Here is an 18,625-nt window from a genome sequence, read left to right on the forward strand (position 1 = left end):
AGGAAGCATAAATTTTAAGTCCAACGAGTCATCTGTTTGATAGAAGTTAAGTTACTTTTGCTTTGCAATCGTTGGGTTTCTGGCGATGCCTGCCAAAATCGAGTATAACGATTTGTAACCTTCTTCCCCTTGGAATCAATTCCCATGCTCGAGCAAAACTCCTCTCAGCGACATCGCGTAGTTATCGTCGGTGGCGGTTTCGGCGGACTCTACGCAGCCCAAGCCTTTCGGAATGCTCCCGTTGAAGTAACGCTCATCGATAAGCGCAACTTTCACCTCTTTCAACCCTTACTGTATCAAGTTGCAACCGGAAGCATTTCCCCTGCCGATATTTCCTCGCCGTTACGCCTCGTGCTGCGGAATCATCGTAACGTCCGCGTCGTTCTCGATAAAGTCGTCGATATCGATCCGGTTCAAAAACTCGTCATTCTCCCCGACGGAACCCTGCCTTACGATACGCTCGTGGTTGCCACCGGAGTCAGCCACCACTACTTTGGTAACGACGAATGGAAAACGCACGCTCCCGGCTTAAAAACGATTGAAGATGCCTTAGAAATGCGCCGTCGCATCTATACCGCTTTTGAGGAAGCTGAGAAGGAAGCCGATCCCGAGCAACGCCGCGCTTGGCTGACCTTTGCCATTGTCGGCGGCGGGCCAACGGGGGTAGAATTGGCTGGCGCGATCGCGGAAATCGCTCACGGCGCGCTCAAGCACGATTTCCACCATATCGATCCCGGCACGACAAAAATTTTATTAATCGAAGGGTTGGATCGCGTTCTGCCGCCCTACCCGCCCGAACTCTCAGCCAAAGCCGCCGAAGACTTAAACCGCCTGGGCGTAACCGTTTGCACGCAAACGATGGTCACGAATATCGCCGATGGCGCGATCGCGGTTCGTGCGGGCGAGAGTGAAGAAACCATCGCCGCTAAAACCATCCTTTGGGCGGCGGGCGTAAAAGCTTCCGCAATGGGCAAAGTGCTGCACGATCGCACCGAAGTCGAACTCGATCGCGCCGGACGAGTCATCGTCGCCCCCGATCTCAGCATTCCTAACTATCCCGATATCTTCGTTATCGGCGACCTCGCCAACTACCCCCACCAAGGCGATCGCCCGCTTCCCGGGGTTGCCCCCGTCGCCATGCAAGAAGGGCAGTACGTCGCCAAACTCGTTAAAAAACGCCTAGCTGGGGAAGTTTTACCGCCGTTTCGTTACTCCGATTACGGCAGTCTCGCCGTCATCGGACAAAACTCCGCCGTTGTCGATCTCGGTTTCGTTAAACTTTCCGGCATCATCGCCTGGTTTATTTGGGTATTCGCCCACATTTACTACTTAATTGAATTCGATAATAAAGCGATCGTCATGATGCAGTGGGCTTGGAACTACTTCACTCGCGGACGCGGCGCGCGCCTAATTACTGGGGAAGGTTCCCCCAAAGGATTGCGAGCCGAAGTCCCCGCCGCAGATGTCCAAAAGCAAGACGTGCCAACCACTCAAGCCGTTAGCTAAAACCCGAACGCCAGGGATTAACAATCGCGATCGCGCCTTAACCCCTTTCAACGGGTAGGGACATTCGAGCAAACGTCCCTACCCCCTTAGCCCCTAAATATCGATCGCGAACGGCAGCCTTAGTGTTAAGATATCCAACTGGCTTTAAAGAGTTAAGTCTCTCGCTCTTCTAAAATCAACATTCGTTGACAATCGCTGAAATACTCGTTATCTATTGCTTTCAATGCTTGTAATCTAGTAGTTTCGCGCGGGAAGAGCGAGGCTAAAATCGCATTTCTATGCTTACAACTCTAGTAAATTTCGTGCCTTACATCATCAAATTATGACAGAATCCATCCGCTTTTTAATGTGCGCTCCCGACCACTACGATGTCGATTATGTAATTAATCCTTGGATGGAAGGGAACATACACAAATCCTCGCAAGAACGGGCCACCGAGCAATGGCACCAACTACACCACGCCCTTAAAGATCGCGCGATCGTCGATTTGGTCGAACCCGCCAAAGGTTGGCCCGATATGGTCTTCACCGCTAACGCCGGACTCGTTCTCGGCAAAACCGCCATCCTCAGCCGCTTCCTTCACAAAGAACGCCAAGGCGAAGAACCCTACTTCAAACAATGGTTTGAAAACCACGGCTTCACCGTCTGCGAACTCCCCAAAGACCTCCCCTTTGAAGGCGCGGGCGACGCACTGTTCGATCGCGAAGGCCGTTGGTTGTGGGCGGGTTACGGCTTCCGTTCCGAACTCGACGCGCACCCCTACCTCGCCAAATGGCTCGATATCGAAGTCCTCTCCCTGCGCCTGATTGACGAGCGCTTCTATCACCTCGATACCTGCTTCTGTCCCCTGACGGGCGGCTACCTCCTGTACTATCCTCCCGCCTTCGACTCCTACTCCAACCGCCTGATTGAAATGCGCGTTCCCGCCGAAAAGCGCATTGCGATTGAAGAAGCCGATGCCGTTAACTTCGCCTGCAACGCCGTCAATATCGATCGCGTTGTCGTCATGAATAAAATTAGCGAATCGCTCGAACAACGCCTCAGCGATTGCGGGTTTGAAGTCGTACAAACGCCCCTCTCCGAATTTTTAAAAGCGGGCGGTGCGGCGAAATGTTTAACCCTGCGCGTCACCGAACCGATCCTCGAAGATGTCCACGCCAACGAACCGGTAGAAAGCCGCACCGTGCGCCTCGAAGGTCACTTGTTAGATGCCGGAATTATGAACCGCGCCCTCGATACGATCGCCGAACAGGGCGGCAGTTTCAAAGTTCTCAACTTTAACCTCGGAATCGAACGGCAAAGCACCTCCGCAGCCGAAGTTCGCGTTTCTGCACCTTCTCATGGTGTCATGGAAGATATCATGACCCAACTGATCGATTTAGGCGCATTTGCACCGCAGAAAGCCGGAGATGCGTTACTGGAAACCGTCGAACAAGATGGCGTAGCACCGGGCGATTTCTACGTGACGACGATTTATCCCACAGAAGTCTGCGTTGGTGGCGAGTGGGTGCGAGTGCAAAAGCAACGCATGGATGCAGCCATTGTCGTGGAAATGGGGAAAGCTGGCACGGTGGCGCGTTGTGCGTTATTGCGCGACCTCAAGGCAAACGAACGAATTATCGTCGGCGTAGAAGGAATTCGCACCGTCCGCGATCCCGAATCGCGGGAACAGCGCAACAAACAAGAGTTTAGCTTTATGGGTGCAGGCGTTTCCAGCGAACGCCGCGTCGAATTAGTCGTCGAACAGATTGCTTGGGAATTGCGACAAATCCGCGATCGCGGCGGTAAAGTGGTCGTTACCGCAGGCCCGGTTGCCATCCACACCGGCGGCGCGCAACACCTCTCCCGCTTGATTCGCGATGGCTACGTGCAAGCGCTACTGGGCGGCAACGCGATCGCGGTTCACGACATCGAACAAGCGACAATGGGAACCTCCCTCGGAGTCGATATGCAGCGCGGCGTTCCCGTGCGCGGCGGACATCGCCACCACCTCAAAGTCATCAACACCGTTCGACACTACGGCAGCATCGCTAAAGCCGTCGAAGCCGGTTTCTTGACAAAAGGCATCATGTATGAATGCGTCAAAAATAATGTTCCCTTCTGCCTCGCCGGTTCCATCCGCGACGACGGCCCGCTGCCCGATACCGAGATGGACTTAATCGAAGCCCAACGCGAGTATTCGCGCCTGCTTGAAGGAACGGACATGATTCTGATGCTGTCTACCATGCTGCATTCGATTGGCGTGGGCAACATGACCCCTGCTGGCGTAAAAATGGTATGCGTGGATATCAACCCCGCCGTCGTCACCAAATTAAGCGATCGCGGTTCGGTAGAATCCGTCGGCGTTGTCACCGATGTTGGCTTATTCCTAAGCTTGTTAGTGCAACAACTCGACAAATTAACCCATCCCTATTCCGTCGCCTAACCCTTTCCTTTCCAATAGAATCTCGGGGCGTTATTTGCAACGCCCCGACACGAGTAAACGTAGGGTGCGTTAGCGAAGCGTAACGCACCATTAAAACATTGGATAGAAAGTAGGGTGTGTTAGCGAAGCGTAACGCACCATTATTGTTAAAACTCATCTTCTCGTTGAGCTTGTATAGCGCTACGCAACAACGTTATCAATTATCAATTATCATCGATCGCAGCATCGCGATCGCATCCTCAACATCTCGAGCAACCTTCACCCGTTCCCCCGCTAAACCCTGCCAAAACGCCACGCTTTGAGCCTCATTTCCCAACAAAATCGCAACTTTGCCATTTTTCAGCGCCAAGGCAACTTCTGAAGCCGTCCCCAGCCCCATCCCGCAAGCAACCACAACATCGGAAGATAGCACATTAATATTATTGCGGCCATTGCCCGTATCCGTCGCGATCGCGATATCCACCGCCTCAGAAATACCCCACTGATCCGCCCCCGGCAGAATGCCCACCGTTAAACCCCCAGCCGCTTTTGCGCCGCGACTCGCAGCATCCATAACGCCCGCCTTGCGCCCCCCCGTCAGCACCACCCAACCCAACTGCGCGATCGCATTTCCGAGGCGATAAGCAAGGTCTAACTCGCTCGCAGTCGCCTTTTCACCCGGCCCCATAATCCCGATAATAACTTTTCTCATCCGCCGAAACCCCCCAACCATTACCCCATCCCCTCTAGCTTGACACGCGATCGCTCAATATTACCTCCGATCCCAATTCCAGAGCGCAATGCCCTAAATTATTCGCGGTAGGGGCATAACACTGTTATGCCCTCTTGGGACTGTTATGCTCTCTTAAGGAATCGTGCAACATCAATGAGAATTGGCATGAATCTGGATGGGTTCGCGATCGAGATAGAACAAGGCTAAACTAAAAAAAAGAAACCCCGTAACTCCCTCCAGGAAAGCTGATGAGTTGGAAGTTTTGGCCACGGCAGCGCAAAGATACCCCGGAACCGACTCCCGCACCCCAAAGGCAAAATTTTGGGCGGGCATTGCACTCGGTGTCTTATTGGGTGGCGCAGGGACACGAAGCACATACGGTTTGGCGAGATTTGCCCCGGTGGGGGGTGACGGAAGCGGAATTGCTCGACGGGTTGCGGGCGGGGAAGGGGCGCGAAGTGTTGAGTTTGGCGCGGTGGCAGCAGTTAGCGGCGGCGGGGTTGGGGGATTTGAGCGCGGTAGCGGGGGCGATTGTGGGGGAGTTGGGGGGAGAAGTTGAAGAGGTTGCTCGGGTTGAGCTTGGGGAGCAAGATCCCACACCTCAACCGTCTCAATCCTCAAGCAGTGGCTCGTCTTATCAGCCCGATTTGTCCAATATCGAGCCGGAAGCAAAAGAACTTTGGAGTCGAGGCGTTGAACGGTATGAAGCAGGGGATTTAATGGGGGCAATTGACCTCTGGAGCCAAGCGATAGACCTCGACCCCAACTATGCCTATGCCTACAACAGTCGTGGCTCATTGTATTGCGATTGCTTAAAAGATTACCAAAAAGCGGTCAATGATTTCACTGAAGCCATTAGGATTCAAAAAGATGAAAGCATTTTTTGGGCAAATCGCGGTAATGCCTACTCTGGTCTGAAACAGTACGAAGAAGCACTCTCTGACTACACCGAAGCCATCCGTCTCAACCCCAACTATGCGTCGGCATACAACGGTCGTGGTAATGTCTACAATAATCTGAAATATTACCAAGATGCTCTCGCTGACTGCACTGAAGCTCTTCACATTCACCCTAACTTTAACCTTGCTTATAACAATCGCGGCAATGCCTACTCTGGTCTGAAACAGTACCAAGAGGCTCTCTCTGACTACAACCGCGCCATTGAACTCGACCCTCGCTTTCCCCTTGCCTACAACAATCGCGGCATTGCCTACTATGCCCTAAAACAGTATCAAGATGCCATTCGCGATTACACCGAAGCGATACGCCTCGACCCCAACTATGCCAATGCCTACAACGGTCGCGGCAATGCCTACAAAAACCTAAAACAGTATCAAGATGCCATTCGCGATTATGACCGCGCCATCGAACTCGACTCTGAATATGACTCGGCTTACAACGGTCGTGGCAATGCCTACTATGACCTAAAACAGTATCAAGATGCCATTCGCGATTATGACCGCGCCATTGAACTCTACCCCAACTATGCCTATGCCTACAACGGTCGTGGCAATGCCTACTATGACCTAAAACAGTATCAAGATGCGCTCGCCGATTACAACCGCGCCATCGAACTCGACTCTGAATGTGCCTCTGCTTACACCGGTCGCGGCAACGTCTCCTATGACCTAAAGCAGTACCAAGATGCCATTCGCGATTATGACCGCGCCATTGAACTCTACCCCAACTATGCCTATGCCTACAACGGTCGCGGCAATGCCTACAAAAACCTAAAGCAGTACCAAGATGCCATTCGTGATTATAACCGCGCCATTGAACTCTACCCCAACTATGCCATTGCTTACACCAATCGCGGCAATACCTATAAGGAGATCAAACGGTATCAAGACGCTATTGCCAATTACAACGAAGCAATTCGGCACGATCCCAGCTATGTCTCTGCTTACAACGGTCGCGGTAATGCTTACTATGACCTAAAACAGCACCAAGATGCCATTCGCGATTACACCGAAGCGATATGCCTCGACCCCAACTATGTCTATGCCTACAACAATCGTGGCATTACCTACAAAGACCTGAAACAGTACCAAAATGCGCTCGCCGATTACAGCCAAGCGATACGCCTCGACCTCAACTATGCTATGGCATACAACAATCGCGGCGTTGCCTACAAAGATATAAAACAGTACCAAGATGCGATTCGCGATTACGACAAAGCCATCGAACTCGATCCTAAAAGCTATCGCCCGTGGTGGAATCGAGGTTTGGCGCTCTACGACACATCGGGCTATCAAGCTGCCCTGGAAAACTGGGATCTAGCTCTCAGGGAACACATCCACCCAGATATTGAGCCGTTGGGCTGCGCCATTTTGCACTACCAGAAAGGACTTGCTCATTCTTACCAAGCCAAGCGGAATTTCTCACGCAGCCTCAACTTCTGGGCAAAAGCAACGAATTGCTACAACGCAGCCTATAATCTCATTGAAACCAACCCCCTCTACACTACCGATACCCTAAAAATCCTCCGAAATTGGATTGTTGCCCTCCGAGCCGCTGGAGCCACCGAGGACGCAAACCTTGCCACCCTCAACGCCATCCAACGCCTCGACAATGCCCTCAAAATTGCCACCCCCGAATACCGCAAAATCCTGCGCGTAGAATTCGACGACTTCTACTATTTAAACGTCGATCGCCTCCTCAGCGAAAATCAACCTTGGAAAGCCCTCGCCGCCGCCGAAGCGTGGAAAACCCTCGCCTTGGACTGGCTGAGCGAACCCAACGCCGAACCCCAAACCCTCACCCCCGCAAGCCTGCAAGCCAAAATCGATCGCGCCCCCGCCGACACTGCCTTCCTTTACTGGCATCTCAGCCCCGCCCAAATTACCACTTTCCTGCTCCGTCCCCACCAAGAACCGCACGTTTTCGCCGTTCCCAGCGACCCGCCCTACGACACCGCCCCCAAAACCCAAACCAACTTCACCGAATGGCTGAAACGGTATAAAAAACTGTACGAAGCCAACCGCAAAAAAGAAGAAATCGAACCGATCTTTAGCCGCGAAGGGCGAAGGTCATTCGCCCCTACCGACTCGCCAACGAATGGGCAAGAATTCCCCGATAACATCACCTGGACAGAAGCACTGCCCCAACTCCTCGCCCACCTCGCCCAAATCCTGCAAATCGACGACATCCTGCCCCACCTCAAAGGCGTTGACTCTCTCGTTCTCATCCCCCACCGCGACTTGCACCTGCTGCCCCTCCACGCGCTGTTCCAGTCCCCGTCTCCAACTCCCTCCTTTCCAGTCCCCACCTTAGCAAGGGGGGTTAGGGGGGATCGTTCGGACTCAAACAGTAAGCACAAAATCGCCATTTCCTACCGCCCCAACCTCACCTTCTCCACCGCAACGCCACCCACAACCCCCGAACCCGCGCTCCTCGCCATCCAAAACCCCAAAAGTAGCATTGCTACCGGCTCCTTACCCTGGGCAGAAACAGAAGTAGACTGCCTCGCCACCTTTTACGCCAGCACCCCCATTAATCGCGACAAAGCCACCCTCGAAACTATCTCCCGCGAAATCGTCCAACCGCGAGCCTTCTTTCACTTCGCCGGACACGGTAGCAGCGATGCTAGCCATCCTCGCCAATCCTGCCTTTACCTCAACGGCGAAGAAGTCCTCAGCGTTGGCGATTTGCTCGAACTGAAGCTGTCGCCCTACGAATTAGTCAGTCTTGCCGCTTGCGAAACCGCACTCAGCGGTACGAGCGAGTTCATCGACGAATATGTCGGCTTACCGAGCGCATTCCTGAAAAGCGGCGTGCAACAGGTTCTCAGCAGTCAGTGGGAAGTCGAATCGTTTGCGACTTTGCTAACGATGCTGGAATTTCACCGTCGCTATCGTCAAGGAATCCCCGCCCAGCGCGCGCTCCTTGAAGTGCAGGCGTGGCTGCGAAATTTAACCAAGGAAAGGTTGATTCAATGGCTGCTACAGGCACAAAACCTATGGCGTAATGAACCACTCTGGGGCGACAAACTCATCGAAGTCCGAGCTTGGCCGCCGGGACATCAACCCTATTGCAATCCAGTATATTGGGCGGCTTTCGTCCTCACAACCCGATAGCCAGACGTAGGGTGCGTTAGCGACAGCGTAACGCACCGTCATCCACCCAACATTTGTAGGGACGTTATATATAACGTCCCTACGCAGGGTTAGGAATTTGGTGGAGCGAATGAATAGCCGGTAGGGTGTGTTAGCGAAGCGTAACGCACCGTCAACTCTCATGCACCCAACCGAATATTTGTAGGGACGTTGTATACAACGTCCCTACGCAGGGTTAGGAATTTAGTGGAGCGAATGAATAGCCGGTAGGGTGTGTTAGCGAAGCGTAACGCACCGTCACCTCTCATGCACTTGATAATGTCCCCAAGCGGTGCGTTACGGCGTGCCGAAAAACCTATTCTTTAGCCCGAAATCTAGCCGCCTAACGCACCCTACAGACATTCGGTAGGGACGTTATATATAACGTCCCTACGCAGGGCGAGGAATTTGGTGGAGCGATATAGCATTTGCCCCTGTACTACAATAAAAATAGCGTTCCTCAGTATTCAGACCCTCTATGTTAGACGATCGCGCTTTACTTACGCTCAAAGCCTTTCTTGCTGCCTACACAGCCCAAAATTCGCCGCCCCTTCCCGAACTTTCAGCGATTGATGCCGATCTCGATAACCGAGTCAACGAACTCGATTCTGTTGCCCGCAACAATCCCCAACTCAGCGAAAATTATCAACAAGCCAGAACGTTACTATCGTCAGCAGCGAGTAAACGTAAAGCGGGACTTTATGCAACGCCTAAGCCGCCGGAACCGAGGCGGGATGATAGTAAAGATGTTGAGAATATTATCCGAATTGTAGACCAGATGACGGAAGAGGAACTCCGAGCGCGGCTGCGGCAATCTGATAATCGATAACCCATCTCGGCGCGAGTCTTTGTCCCTCATTTATTGATTTGAAAAACCTCGATATTCATTCTTCACTCTCCACGATTCACTGTGAACGATCTGCCCAAAATCGGCTATCTTAATCTCGATATTTTCTGCTACGATTACCGCGAGGGATTGGGACAGCGCCCTGAAGAGTTGGAAGCCAATCGATCGCATTTTTTAAATCGTTTAGCGGATGCACCCCTCACGTCGCAGCAAACACAAGAGTTGAGGGAGCGCGAGCAAAGTAATAACAGGTTTATGCCGTTGTTGACTGCGCCTTACGTTCAGCCGTTGCGGGAACCAATCGATGGTTATTTTTATCCGGTAAAATTGGGCGATAGCTATGGGTTACAAATCAATTGTGCGGGTTATCGAAACTGGCAAAATAGGGCTTGCACGCCGGAAGATTTAAAGGAAATTTATCGGCTGCTTGCAGAACGCCACAGAACGCCGGGACAGTTGGGAGAAACTTGGTTGGTTTGGGGAAAGTTGGCGGAAGAATGTCGAGAGGAGGATTTATCTAAGTTAGCGATCGAGCTAATGAGAAGTCTCGGTCGAACGGTCGATTCGAGTTGGAATAAGGAGGGGGAAAATCAATGTTTTTGGCAGGGCGCGACGCTGTTTGAATTTTCAGAGTTGCCGGGACAAGCGCATTCAATCCATCAACAAAAGCCTCAAGTTTTAATCTGTTTATTTCCGCATAATGTCCCCGATGAAACTGTAGTGCAGTTGGTGACGACCGAGCTTTATCCAAACTTGATGGAACTTTGTTATTACCGCAGCAAAATCCTCTGGATTTATGGGGAAACTCGTAAAATAAAGCAAAGTTTGAAGGCACAAGCGCCGGAAGTTCGCAGCATTGTTACGGCAACGCAATCGAGTTCTCTTACCCTCGCGAATACCCTCGATCGCTTACAAGAAAATCTTGAAGGCGGCTTGACAACTTACCAAAAATATGCACAGTGGATAAGTTATTTAGAAGAATATCGCTATGCTTTACAGGTCAATTGCGATAACTACGAAAAGCGATTTTTGCGGTTATTAAAGAGCGATGCGCCGCAGGGGGGAAGTTTTTTCTTGGACTTTCACGATTACATTACCGAGCAGTTTATTCCCCAAGTGACAAACGATTATAATACGCTATTTGCGAGCTTAAAATTAATCGACAATCAGCTTAAAACAACGGAAGGTCAAATCCGCTTAGAACAAACGCGGGTGGAGTCAGTCCAAGGAGAGCGCGATCGCAACATCGAAAACCTCATCGGCGCGGCGAGTGTGGGTTTGGGCGTATCTTCAACGGCGGCGAGCGCTTGGGCGGGGCAAATCCCAAAACCGCTTTATGTATTTGGATTTAGTCTGGGATTGGGGATTATATCGGCGATTTTAACTTACGCGATCGCGCGTTGGATTCGGCGGTGAAGAAAAGCTTGTAATTCGTAATTCATTGCTGACTTGAAATTTAAGACAATCGCTACGGATTAGTGGGTAGGGTGCGTTAGGCGCGGGCTAAGATCGGGTGAAAAAAGAGCAGATTTTGTTTGCGCCGTAACGCACCAATAATGTTCGTTCGGTGCGTTACGCTTCGCGCTCCGCACCCTACGGGTTGACGGATTTGTAAGCTTTAGAAGGCTTGCTCGACTTCAGAAATTTCGGGGATGAGTTCCCGCAAGCGGCGTTCGATGCCCATTTTGAGCGTCATTGTGGAACTGGGGCAGGAACCGCACGCGCCTTGCAAGCGCAATTTTACGATCGGTCCGTCAATTTCGACTAATTCGACGTTACCGCCATCGGCCATTAGGTAAGGGCGCAGTTCATCTAAAACTTGTTCGACGTTATCGGGAGTGAGGGTTAAAGTTGCCATTTTTTTTTGCTCTGTGCTGACATTTAAGTCTCTTTACTCTATCGAAAAACTGGGGACAGAAAACTCATCCGGTGGAACCTCGCGATCGCCGATCGCGTCATCGGCGATGATTCTACTTACGGTTTGGCTATCTTCGTTTGCCATCCGTTAGAGCGCAGAACCTATATTTTTAATGATGAAAAACAAGTTATACCAACCTCAATCGGCAGCGATCGCGTTTAGTTCGGCGATCGCGCTATTCTGGAGCTTAGCGGGCAACCCCGCTTTTGCTGGCGATTTCTTCCGCACCCAAAACCAACGCGATATCGGCCCTCAAACCGAAGCGGCGTTTGAAGCGGTATTCGTTGAAGGAAACTACCCCAAAGCCGAAGGCTACCTCAAACAAGCCCTCGCTACCGAAAAAGACGATCCCTTAGTCTATGCAATGCAGGCTTCCTTAGCCTACGGCAACCAAGACTCGAGCGCGATCGCGCCCGCCGCCGCCAACACCCTCGCCGCCGCCCAGCGCTTACTCCCCAGCGATCCTTTGCGCGGCAACCTCTACCTCGCGATCGGTCATTTTATCGAAGGGGCGAGTCTGATTCAAACTCAAGGACCGATCGGCGCGCTGCCTAAGTTACAGGAAGTGTTGAAGTATCTCGATGAAGCCGAAAAAATCGATGCTAACGATCCCGAATTAAACCTGTTTAAAGGATTCATGGAACTGATGCTGGCGGTGAACTTACCCCTCGCCAGTCCCGAAGTTGCGATCGCGAACTTCCAACGCAACGCCGCCCCCGAATACCTCGTCAACCGAGGCATTGCCGTTGCTTACCGCGACCAGAAAAAATACGATAAAGGCCTTGAATTTGTCAACAAAGCGCTGCAAGAAACCCCCGATAACCCCGAACTGAAATACCTCAAAGCGCAACTCCTCTACCAACAAGGCAAAAAACTTAACGATCGCGCCATTGTCCAGGAAGCGATCGCACTTTTTGATGCCGCGATCGCGCAGCAAAATCAACTCCCCGCCTACCTCCGCTCCCCCCTACAATTCGAGCGCACCGTCGCCCAAAATTGGCTCGACGGCAAGCGCTAAGCGAAGCTTTTGCCTGAGTAGGGCAGTTTCAGCGCGTCCTGCCCTACTTAATTTCTTAACTCGCGATCGCGGCTCCATATCGAACATCGAAACCCTCCTCATCCCCCTCCCGCAAGCAGAGTATGGCAAGATTGATTGAGCAGTAGATTTTAAATAAGGTTTTTTAATATGGGAAAATTTGGAATCGATATGGGACACAACGCTCCCCCCGATACCGGAGCGGTTGGCATTGCCAAAGAAGATAACCTCACCCTTGCCGTTGGCACTCGCGTTATCGCTAAACTCACAACTCTCGGTCATATCCCCATCAACTGTACCCCGAAGTGGGCGAGTAGCGTGGTCGGTTCTCTCAACACGCGCTGCCAAATCGCTAACGCCAATAACGTCGATTACTACGTCTCCATTCACTTCAATTCTTTCAACAGTAGCGCTAACGGCACGGAAGTCTACGCAATTAGTTCCGGAGCGAGAAGAATCGCTCAACCCGTCCTCGACAATATCGTGCGTTTGGGCTTTTACAATCGCGGCGTAAAAGATGGTTCGCACCTCTACGTGCTTAAAAACACCAATATGTCCGCCATCTTAATCGAATGCTGTTTTATCGACTCGCGGCGAGATATGAATCTCTTCGATGCCGAAAAAATGGCGAATGCGATCGTCCGGGGCTTAACCGGACAGAATCCCACCACACCCCCGGATTCGAGCCAAAATCCCCCGCCCACCGCAGATCCGCAAGTTCTCAAGCTGCAAAAATCGCTCAATCGCCTCAATATCCGAGACAGCAACGGTAATGTTTTAGACGAAGACGGTTTAATCGGTTCGGCGACGGAATCCGCAACCCGCAAGTTTCATTCTGCGATGGGGATTAGCTTGCCGGGACGAGCGGGGGCCGAAACTTGGAAAGCGATCGACGAAATTATCGCTAAACCGATTTTACGCCCCAACCACGCCACGGGTAAAGCCGTTCGCTACGTGCAATACCGCCTTGGTGCATTCATCGATGGCGTTTACGGTCCGATAACCGCCCGGATTGTCTCTCAATTCCAAGACCGTTACAATTTGACAGTCGATGGCATCATTGGCTCTCAAAGCTGGTCAAAACTCATCGGATAGAACAGTCGGGAGGGGAAAAATTCCGCTCGACTCGTCCTTGCCGTTTGAGGGTTGAGAATCCCGCTCTCTTTCAGGATCGGAGTATGCCAAAATTGACCCAGCAACCCTAAATTTCACTTAATATTTTGACCTATGGGAAAATTTGGAATCGATATGGGACACAACGCTCCCCCCGATACCGGAGCGGTTGGCATTGCTAAAGAAGATAACTTAACGCTTGCCGTTGGCACTCGCGTCATCGCCAAACTCACCAGCCTGGGTCACATTGCGATTAACTGTACCCCGAAGTGGGCGAGCAGCGTTGTCGATTCCCTCGACAAACGCTGTCAAGTTGCCAATGCTAATCGCGTTGATTACTACGTCTCTATTCACTTTAACTCCTTCAACCGGAGCGCTAACGGTACAGAAGTCTTTGCAATTAGTTCCGGAGCGAGAAGAATCGCTCAACCCGTCCTCGACAATATCGTGCGTCTGGGCTTTTACAATCGCGGCGTAAAGGATGGTTCCCACCTCTACGTGCTTAAAAACAGCAATATGCCCGCCATCTTAATCGAATGCTGCTTCATCGACTCGCAGCGAGATATGGCGCTCTTCGATGCCGAAAAAATGGCGAATGCGATCGTTCGGGGATTAACCGGACAAGACCCGACTGCAAGTTCTGGTTCGTCAGGCGGAACGAGTTCCGGTAATGTTACGCCTCCCCCCCCTCCTGCGCCTCCCGCTCCCAAGGCAGATCCGCAAGTCCTCAAGCTGCAAAAAGCGCTTAACCGCCTTCAAGTCAAGGATAGCAACGGCAAAGCCCTGGTTGAAGATGGCACGATAGATGCAGCAACGGAATCGGCAACCAGCAAATTTCATTCTGCAATGGCGATTAGTCTACCAGGACGAGCGGGAGCCGAAACTTGGAAAGCGATCGATGAAATCTTTTTAAAGCCGATTTTACGCCCCAATCACGCCACCGGAAAAGCCGTTCGCTACGTGCAATTTCGTCTGGGAACTTCGATTGACGGCGTTTACGGAGATATGACCGCTCGCGCCGTGTCTCAATTCCAGAGTCGCTATAACTTGACCGCAGATGGCATCATCGGCTCTCAAAGTTGGTCAAAATTAATTGGATAATGGGAGTTGGACGGAGCCTAAAATCTGCTGCTTTCGCAAGTTGAAAGCCTTACTCTTTCGTTGCAAAGCTCAAAACTGAGGTTTTGTCATCGGACTCACATGGGATAGAAATCATTAGGAGTGAATCGCATGAAATTTGGCATTGACATGGGACATAATGCTCCGCCCGATACCGGAGCATCTTCTAAGTTTGGTAAAGAAGACGACCTGACTAAGCAAGTCGGTACGCTAGTGAGCAGTCAATTACAAGCCCTCGGTCATGAAGTTGTTAACTGCAACCCTACCAGTGCCAGTAGTGTCATGGATTCACTTCGACAGCGAGTCCAAAAAGCGAATTCTGCCCGCGTCGATCTCTATGTTTCCATTCACTTTAACGCCTATAACAATTCGGCGAATGGTACGGAAGTTTATGCAGTCAGCGATGCCGGTCGCCGCATCGCCCAACCTGTTTTAGAGAACATTATTGCCCTTGGATTTACCAATCGCGGCGTGAAAGATGGTTCCCATTTGTACGTCGTTAAAAATACATCGATGGCTGGGATTTTAATTGAATGTTGCTTCATTGATTCAGAGAAAGATATGAAGCTATTCAATACAACGGCGATGGCGAATGCGATTGTCAAGGGATTGACCGGAAAACTGCCAACGGAAGAAAAGCCAAAGGAAGATAATTTGGTCTTGGAATTGCAGCAAGCTTTGAATCGCTTGCAGATTCGCGATGCGCAAAGTAAAGCGCTGGTTGAAGATGGTAAAATAAGCCCCGCAACCGAAGCAGCAACCCTCAAATTTCATGAAATTATGGGGGTTAATTTAGGCAACCGAGCAACGGCACTAACCTGGAATTTATTAGACGAAATTTTAGCGCTTCCTACCTTGCGCCCCAACCACGCTCAGGGAGCGGCAGTTCGCTACGTTCAATTTCGCTTCAGCACTACAATTGACGGCGATTACGGTGCGAAAACGGCAGAAGCGGCGAAAGTTTATCAGCGCCAGCAAAATTTGGACGTAGATGGCTTAGTCGGGCAGACAACTTGGGGGCGTTTGACGGGTGCATCGCAAAGCAATTTAGTGCTGAAAGTGCTTAAAGATACGATCCTAAAACAACAACCGCTCCCCAGTGACGATATTAAGGACGATAATCTCAAACAGCCGATTCCGGCGGGTTCTGAATTGACGCTGTACAGTTGGGAGGAGCAAGGAAATCATATTAAAGTTTCGTTGCGCGATCGCACCTTTAAGGGGTTTAATATTTGGTATGTTTTCACCGAACATATTGCAATTTGGCAAGATGGTAAGCCCTTAGAAATTGAAGCAGACGACGAGAAACCTCAAGTTAACGATCGCGCTAACGCCTTCAACCTGCCCGGATTTGCCAGCATCTTTTATCTCAATAATCCTATCGTTCCTAACGGACATTTCTACTGGCGCGATGCTCTCCAAAATGGCGAACGCATCCCTAAAACTAAGGCTGAAGTCGATAGTATTATCGCGCTAGCTACCCGTCTCGAGCAAGTCCGCGATCGCTTGGGCGGGTTTCCGCTTGTCGTCACGAGTTGGTATCGCCCGGAACCCTGGAATTCTCAAGCGGGTGGCGCGCCTAATTCTCGCCACAAAGTCGGGCAAGCCGTGGATATTTTGCGATCGGGAATGAGCGGAAAACAAATGGCAGCCGTTCTAGAAGATTGGCCGGGAGGAATGGGAATTTACGAACATTATCCCAATCTTTTACACCTCGATATTCGACCTTTTCGCGCGCGCTGGGGTGGTGCGTAATTGATAATGGATAATTGATAATGGATAACGAAGCGGGAATAATGGACAATGGATAATGAATGGGGCGAACTATAGGGAGGAGTGAGAGCTAGGGAATGGGGAAAAGTGTTGTAAAAGAGAAGTCTTTTGCCTTTGCGATGAGAAGTGTTAAGCTTTACCAGTATTTAACTGAAGAAAAGAAGGAGTACGTTTTAAGCAAACAAGTTCTTAAAAGCGGCACGGCTATCGGTGCTTTGGTGCGAGAAGCCGAACAAGCCGAAAGTAAAGCGGACTTTATTCACAAGTTTGCGATCGCTCTGAAAGAAGCTCATGAAACTGAGTATTGGTTAGAACTTCTCCATCAATCGAGTTACATGAACGATCGAAGCTTTCAATCCATTTCCTCTGACCTTACTGAACTGCTCAAACTGATAACATCGATTGTCAAAAAAGCTAAAGAAAATAGGGCTATGGAGTCTTAGAACATTCCATAGGAACCATAATCAACTTCGTTATCCATTGTCAATGACACTAAAAATTCCAGCAAATTCGACATCAATTATCTATTGTCATATGGCACTGAATTAAAGCTGGTGGGCGCTGCCCACCCTACTGGGCTGGCTGAATTAAAGCTGGTGGGCGCTGCCCACCCTACGATAGAGCTAAGCTTCTTCGCGATCGATTAATTCCCTTTTCGTTGTCCATTGTCCATTATCAATTACCCCCTCTTCGTTATCAATTATCCCTTGTCCATTATCTATTATGTTCAAAATTCCTGTTACTGTTATTACCGGCTTTCTCGGTGCTGGTAAAACAACTCTCATTCGCCATCTTTTACAAAACAATCGCGGCAGAAAAGTTGCCGTTCTCGTCAATGAATTTGGCGAAGTTGGAATCGATGGCGATTTGTTACGGTCTTGTCAGGTGTGCGACGAGGAAGACAGTCCGACGAGTAATATTGTCGAACTCACTAATGGTTGTTTGTGCTGCACGGTTCAAGAAGAGTTTTTTCCGACGATGCAAACGCTGTTGGAGCGCCGCGATAAACTCGATTGTATTGTTATTGAAACTTCGGGTTTGGCACTGCCCAAGCCTTTAGTACAGGCGTTTCGCTGGCCGGAAATTCGCAATGGGGCAACGGTAGATGGCGTGGTGACGGTGGTGGATGCTTGCGCGCTTGCGGAGGGGACGTTTACAAGCGATGTGGCGGCGTTGGAGGCGCAACGTCAAGCTGATGAGAGTTTGGAACACGAAACGCCGTTGGAGGAGTTATTTGAGGATCAGTTGGCTTGTGCGGATTTGGTACTGTTGACGAAGATGGATTTGTTAGATGAGGAGGCGATCGCGCGGGTTAAACTCAAATTACAACAAGAGTTGCGCCCGGGAGTGAAAGTTGTAACCTGCAAGGACGGCGAAATTAATCCCGAAGTTCTCCTCGGTTTTAATGCAGCGGTGGAAGATAATCTCGACAGTCGCCCTTCTCATCACGATACCGAAGAGGAACACGACCACGACGACGGGATTAACTCCGTTCAGTTTAGCTGCGATCGCGCGATCGATCCTAAAACTTTAATCGCTACCCTCGAGCATCTCGTCCGAGACTGCGAAATCTATCGCATTAAAGGCTTTGTGAATGTTGCCAATAAGCCCATGCGCTTAGTGGTGCAAGGAGTCGGAACCCGGTTCGATTCATTTTACGATCGCTTGTGGGCAGAAGGCGAGCCGCGACAAACTCGGTTGGTATTGATTGGACGAGAACTCGACGCAGACAACATTGAAAACCGATTATTAGAGGGGACAAGCGTACTGCGTTAAGCGGGCAATTGAAACTTAGAGCGTTCGTCCCTCCGAGCGGCGCGCGATCGGGTCTAAACTTTTCTTAAAGGTCGTTGGTAAGAAAGTAAATCCGATCGAGCGAGTTAGGCAAAGCCTTAGCGAAAGATTGCTCGTGCTTAGGAGCGACGAACCGTGAAAACCACAGCACATTTAACCGAAAATACGGTTTATTAGGCTTTCCACGGATAATTCCTGTAGTCATTTTATTTTTTAAGTAGCAAATGATACTTATAGTTGCGCTCCTCGGAGGGCAAGACTTAAATATTTGGTTAAACTAACTCCATA

Annotated in this window: 13 protein-coding genes; 11 read left to right on the forward strand and 2 right to left on the reverse strand. The window is 50.7% G+C overall.

The annotated features are described in order from the left end of the window. Positions 1 to 144 precede the first annotated feature (144 nt). Positions 145 to 1,506 carry an NAD(P)/FAD-dependent oxidoreductase gene (locus H6G50_RS03455; RefSeq protein ID WP_190713320.1) on the forward strand — a complete coding sequence of 454 codons (1,362 nt, stop codon included), beginning with the start codon at positions 145 to 147 and terminating at the stop codon, positions 1,504 to 1,506. Between the two features lie 322 nt (positions 1,507 to 1,828). Beyond that, complete coding sequence (locus tag H6G50_RS03460) at positions 1,829 to 3,931, forward strand: TIGR00300 family protein (RefSeq protein ID WP_190713322.1); 2,103 nt, start codon at positions 1,829 to 1,831, stop codon at positions 3,929 to 3,931. 196 nt (positions 3,932 to 4,127) lie between these two features. Here H6G50_RS03460 and H6G50_RS03465 read toward each other — a convergent pair whose 3' ends face one another. Continuing rightward, a complete protein-coding gene (locus H6G50_RS03465) occupies positions 4,128 to 4,622 on the reverse strand; it encodes a cytochrome (protein ID WP_190713324.1) in 495 nt (164 codons plus the stop codon). A 269-nt stretch (positions 4,623 to 4,891) separates the two neighbouring features. Between H6G50_RS03465 and H6G50_RS03470 the strand changes: the two genes are divergently transcribed. The 3 genes from H6G50_RS03470 (at position 4,892) to H6G50_RS03480 (ending at position 11,000) form a co-directional block, all read left to right on the forward strand. Then, positions 4,892 to 8,719: a tetratricopeptide repeat protein gene (locus H6G50_RS03470; protein ID WP_190713326.1), complete on the forward strand. Its 3,828-nt coding sequence runs from the start codon at positions 4,892 to 4,894 to the stop codon at positions 8,717 to 8,719. A 496-nt stretch (positions 8,720 to 9,215) separates the two neighbouring features. Further along, on the forward strand, positions 9,216 to 9,566 hold the full coding sequence (locus tag H6G50_RS03475) for a hypothetical protein (RefSeq protein ID WP_190713328.1): 351 nt from the start codon (positions 9,216 to 9,218) through the stop codon (positions 9,564 to 9,566). 81 nt (positions 9,567 to 9,647) lie between these two features. Beyond that, complete coding sequence (locus tag H6G50_RS03480) at positions 9,648 to 11,000, forward strand: hypothetical protein (protein WP_190713330.1); 1,353 nt, start codon at positions 9,648 to 9,650, stop codon at positions 10,998 to 11,000. A gap of 202 nt (positions 11,001 to 11,202) precedes the next feature. On the opposite strand, the gene H6G50_RS03485 is transcribed toward H6G50_RS03480, so the two are convergent. Beyond that, the gene (locus H6G50_RS03485; RefSeq protein WP_190713332.1) at positions 11,203 to 11,442 is read right to left on the reverse strand and encodes a NifU family protein; all 240 of its coding nucleotides are present in this window, start codon (positions 11,440 to 11,442) and stop codon (positions 11,203 to 11,205) included. 172 nt (positions 11,443 to 11,614) lie between these two features. On the opposite strand from H6G50_RS03485, the gene H6G50_RS03490 reads away from it, so the two are divergent. The 6 genes from H6G50_RS03490 (at position 11,615) to cobW (ending at position 18,319) form a co-directional block, all read left to right on the forward strand. After that, a complete protein-coding gene (locus H6G50_RS03490; protein WP_242032697.1) occupies positions 11,615 to 12,520 on the forward strand; it encodes a Sll0314/Alr1548 family TPR repeat-containing protein in 906 nt (301 codons plus the stop codon). Between the two features lie 168 nt (positions 12,521 to 12,688). Further along, on the forward strand, positions 12,689 to 13,633 hold the full coding sequence (locus tag H6G50_RS03495; protein WP_190713334.1) for an N-acetylmuramoyl-L-alanine amidase: 945 nt from the start codon (positions 12,689 to 12,691) through the stop codon (positions 13,631 to 13,633). A 132-nt stretch (positions 13,634 to 13,765) separates the two neighbouring features. Further along, positions 13,766 to 14,752, forward strand: a complete 987-nt coding sequence (locus H6G50_RS03500; RefSeq protein WP_190713336.1) for an N-acetylmuramoyl-L-alanine amidase — start codon at positions 13,766 to 13,768, stop codon at positions 14,750 to 14,752. A gap of 129 nt (positions 14,753 to 14,881) precedes the next feature. Beyond that, positions 14,882 to 16,525 (forward strand): N-acetylmuramoyl-L-alanine amidase, encoded by a 1,644-nt coding sequence (locus H6G50_RS03505; RefSeq protein WP_190713338.1) that lies wholly within the window; start codon positions 14,882 to 14,884, stop codon positions 16,523 to 16,525. Positions 16,526 to 16,620: 95 nt separating this feature from the next. Next, positions 16,621 to 16,986, forward strand: coding sequence for a four helix bundle protein (locus tag H6G50_RS03510; protein WP_190713340.1), 366 nt, complete (start codon positions 16,621 to 16,623; stop codon positions 16,984 to 16,986). 280 nt (positions 16,987 to 17,266) lie between these two features. Beyond that, positions 17,267 to 18,319 (forward strand): cobalamin biosynthesis protein CobW, encoded by a 1,053-nt coding sequence (gene cobW, locus H6G50_RS03515; protein WP_190713342.1) that lies wholly within the window; start codon positions 17,267 to 17,269, stop codon positions 18,317 to 18,319. Positions 18,320 to 18,625 lie beyond the last annotated feature (306 nt).

The organism is Oscillatoria sp. FACHB-1406 (assembly GCF_014698145.1).
Classification (GTDB): Bacteria; Cyanobacteriota; Cyanobacteriia; order Cyanobacteriales; family Spirulinaceae; genus FACHB-1406.

Bases quoted from the DNA above. Each gene is read 5' to 3' on its own strand.
- H6G50_RS03455 (WP_190713320.1), top strand. From the start codon at position 145: ATGCTCGAGCAAAACTCCTCTCAGCGACATCGCGTAGTTATCGTCGGT.
- H6G50_RS03460 (WP_190713322.1), top strand. From the start codon at position 1,829: ATGACAGAATCCATCCGCTTTTTAATGTGCGCTCCCGACCACTACGAT.
- H6G50_RS03465 (WP_190713324.1), bottom strand. From the start codon at position 4,622: ATGAGAAAAGTTATTATCGGGATTATGGGGCCGGGTGAAAAGGCGACT.
- H6G50_RS03470 (WP_190713326.1), top strand. From the start codon at position 4,892: ATGAGTTGGAAGTTTTGGCCACGGCAGCGCAAAGATACCCCGGAACCG.
- H6G50_RS03475 (WP_190713328.1), top strand. From the start codon at position 9,216: ATGTTAGACGATCGCGCTTTACTTACGCTCAAAGCCTTTCTTGCTGCC.
- H6G50_RS03485 (WP_190713332.1), bottom strand. From the start codon at position 11,442: ATGGCAACTTTAACCCTCACTCCCGATAACGTCGAACAAGTTTTAGAT.
- H6G50_RS03490 (WP_242032697.1), top strand. From the start codon at position 11,615: ATGATGAAAAACAAGTTATACCAACCTCAATCGGCAGCGATCGCGTTT.
- H6G50_RS03495 (WP_190713334.1), top strand. From the start codon at position 12,689: ATGGGAAAATTTGGAATCGATATGGGACACAACGCTCCCCCCGATACC.
- H6G50_RS03500 (WP_190713336.1), top strand. From the start codon at position 13,766: ATGGGAAAATTTGGAATCGATATGGGACACAACGCTCCCCCCGATACC.
- H6G50_RS03505 (WP_190713338.1), top strand. From the start codon at position 14,882: ATGAAATTTGGCATTGACATGGGACATAATGCTCCGCCCGATACCGGA.
- H6G50_RS03510 (WP_190713340.1), top strand. From the start codon at position 16,621: ATGGGGAAAAGTGTTGTAAAAGAGAAGTCTTTTGCCTTTGCGATGAGA.
- cobW (WP_190713342.1), top strand. From the start codon at position 17,267: ATGTTCAAAATTCCTGTTACTGTTATTACCGGCTTTCTCGGTGCTGGT.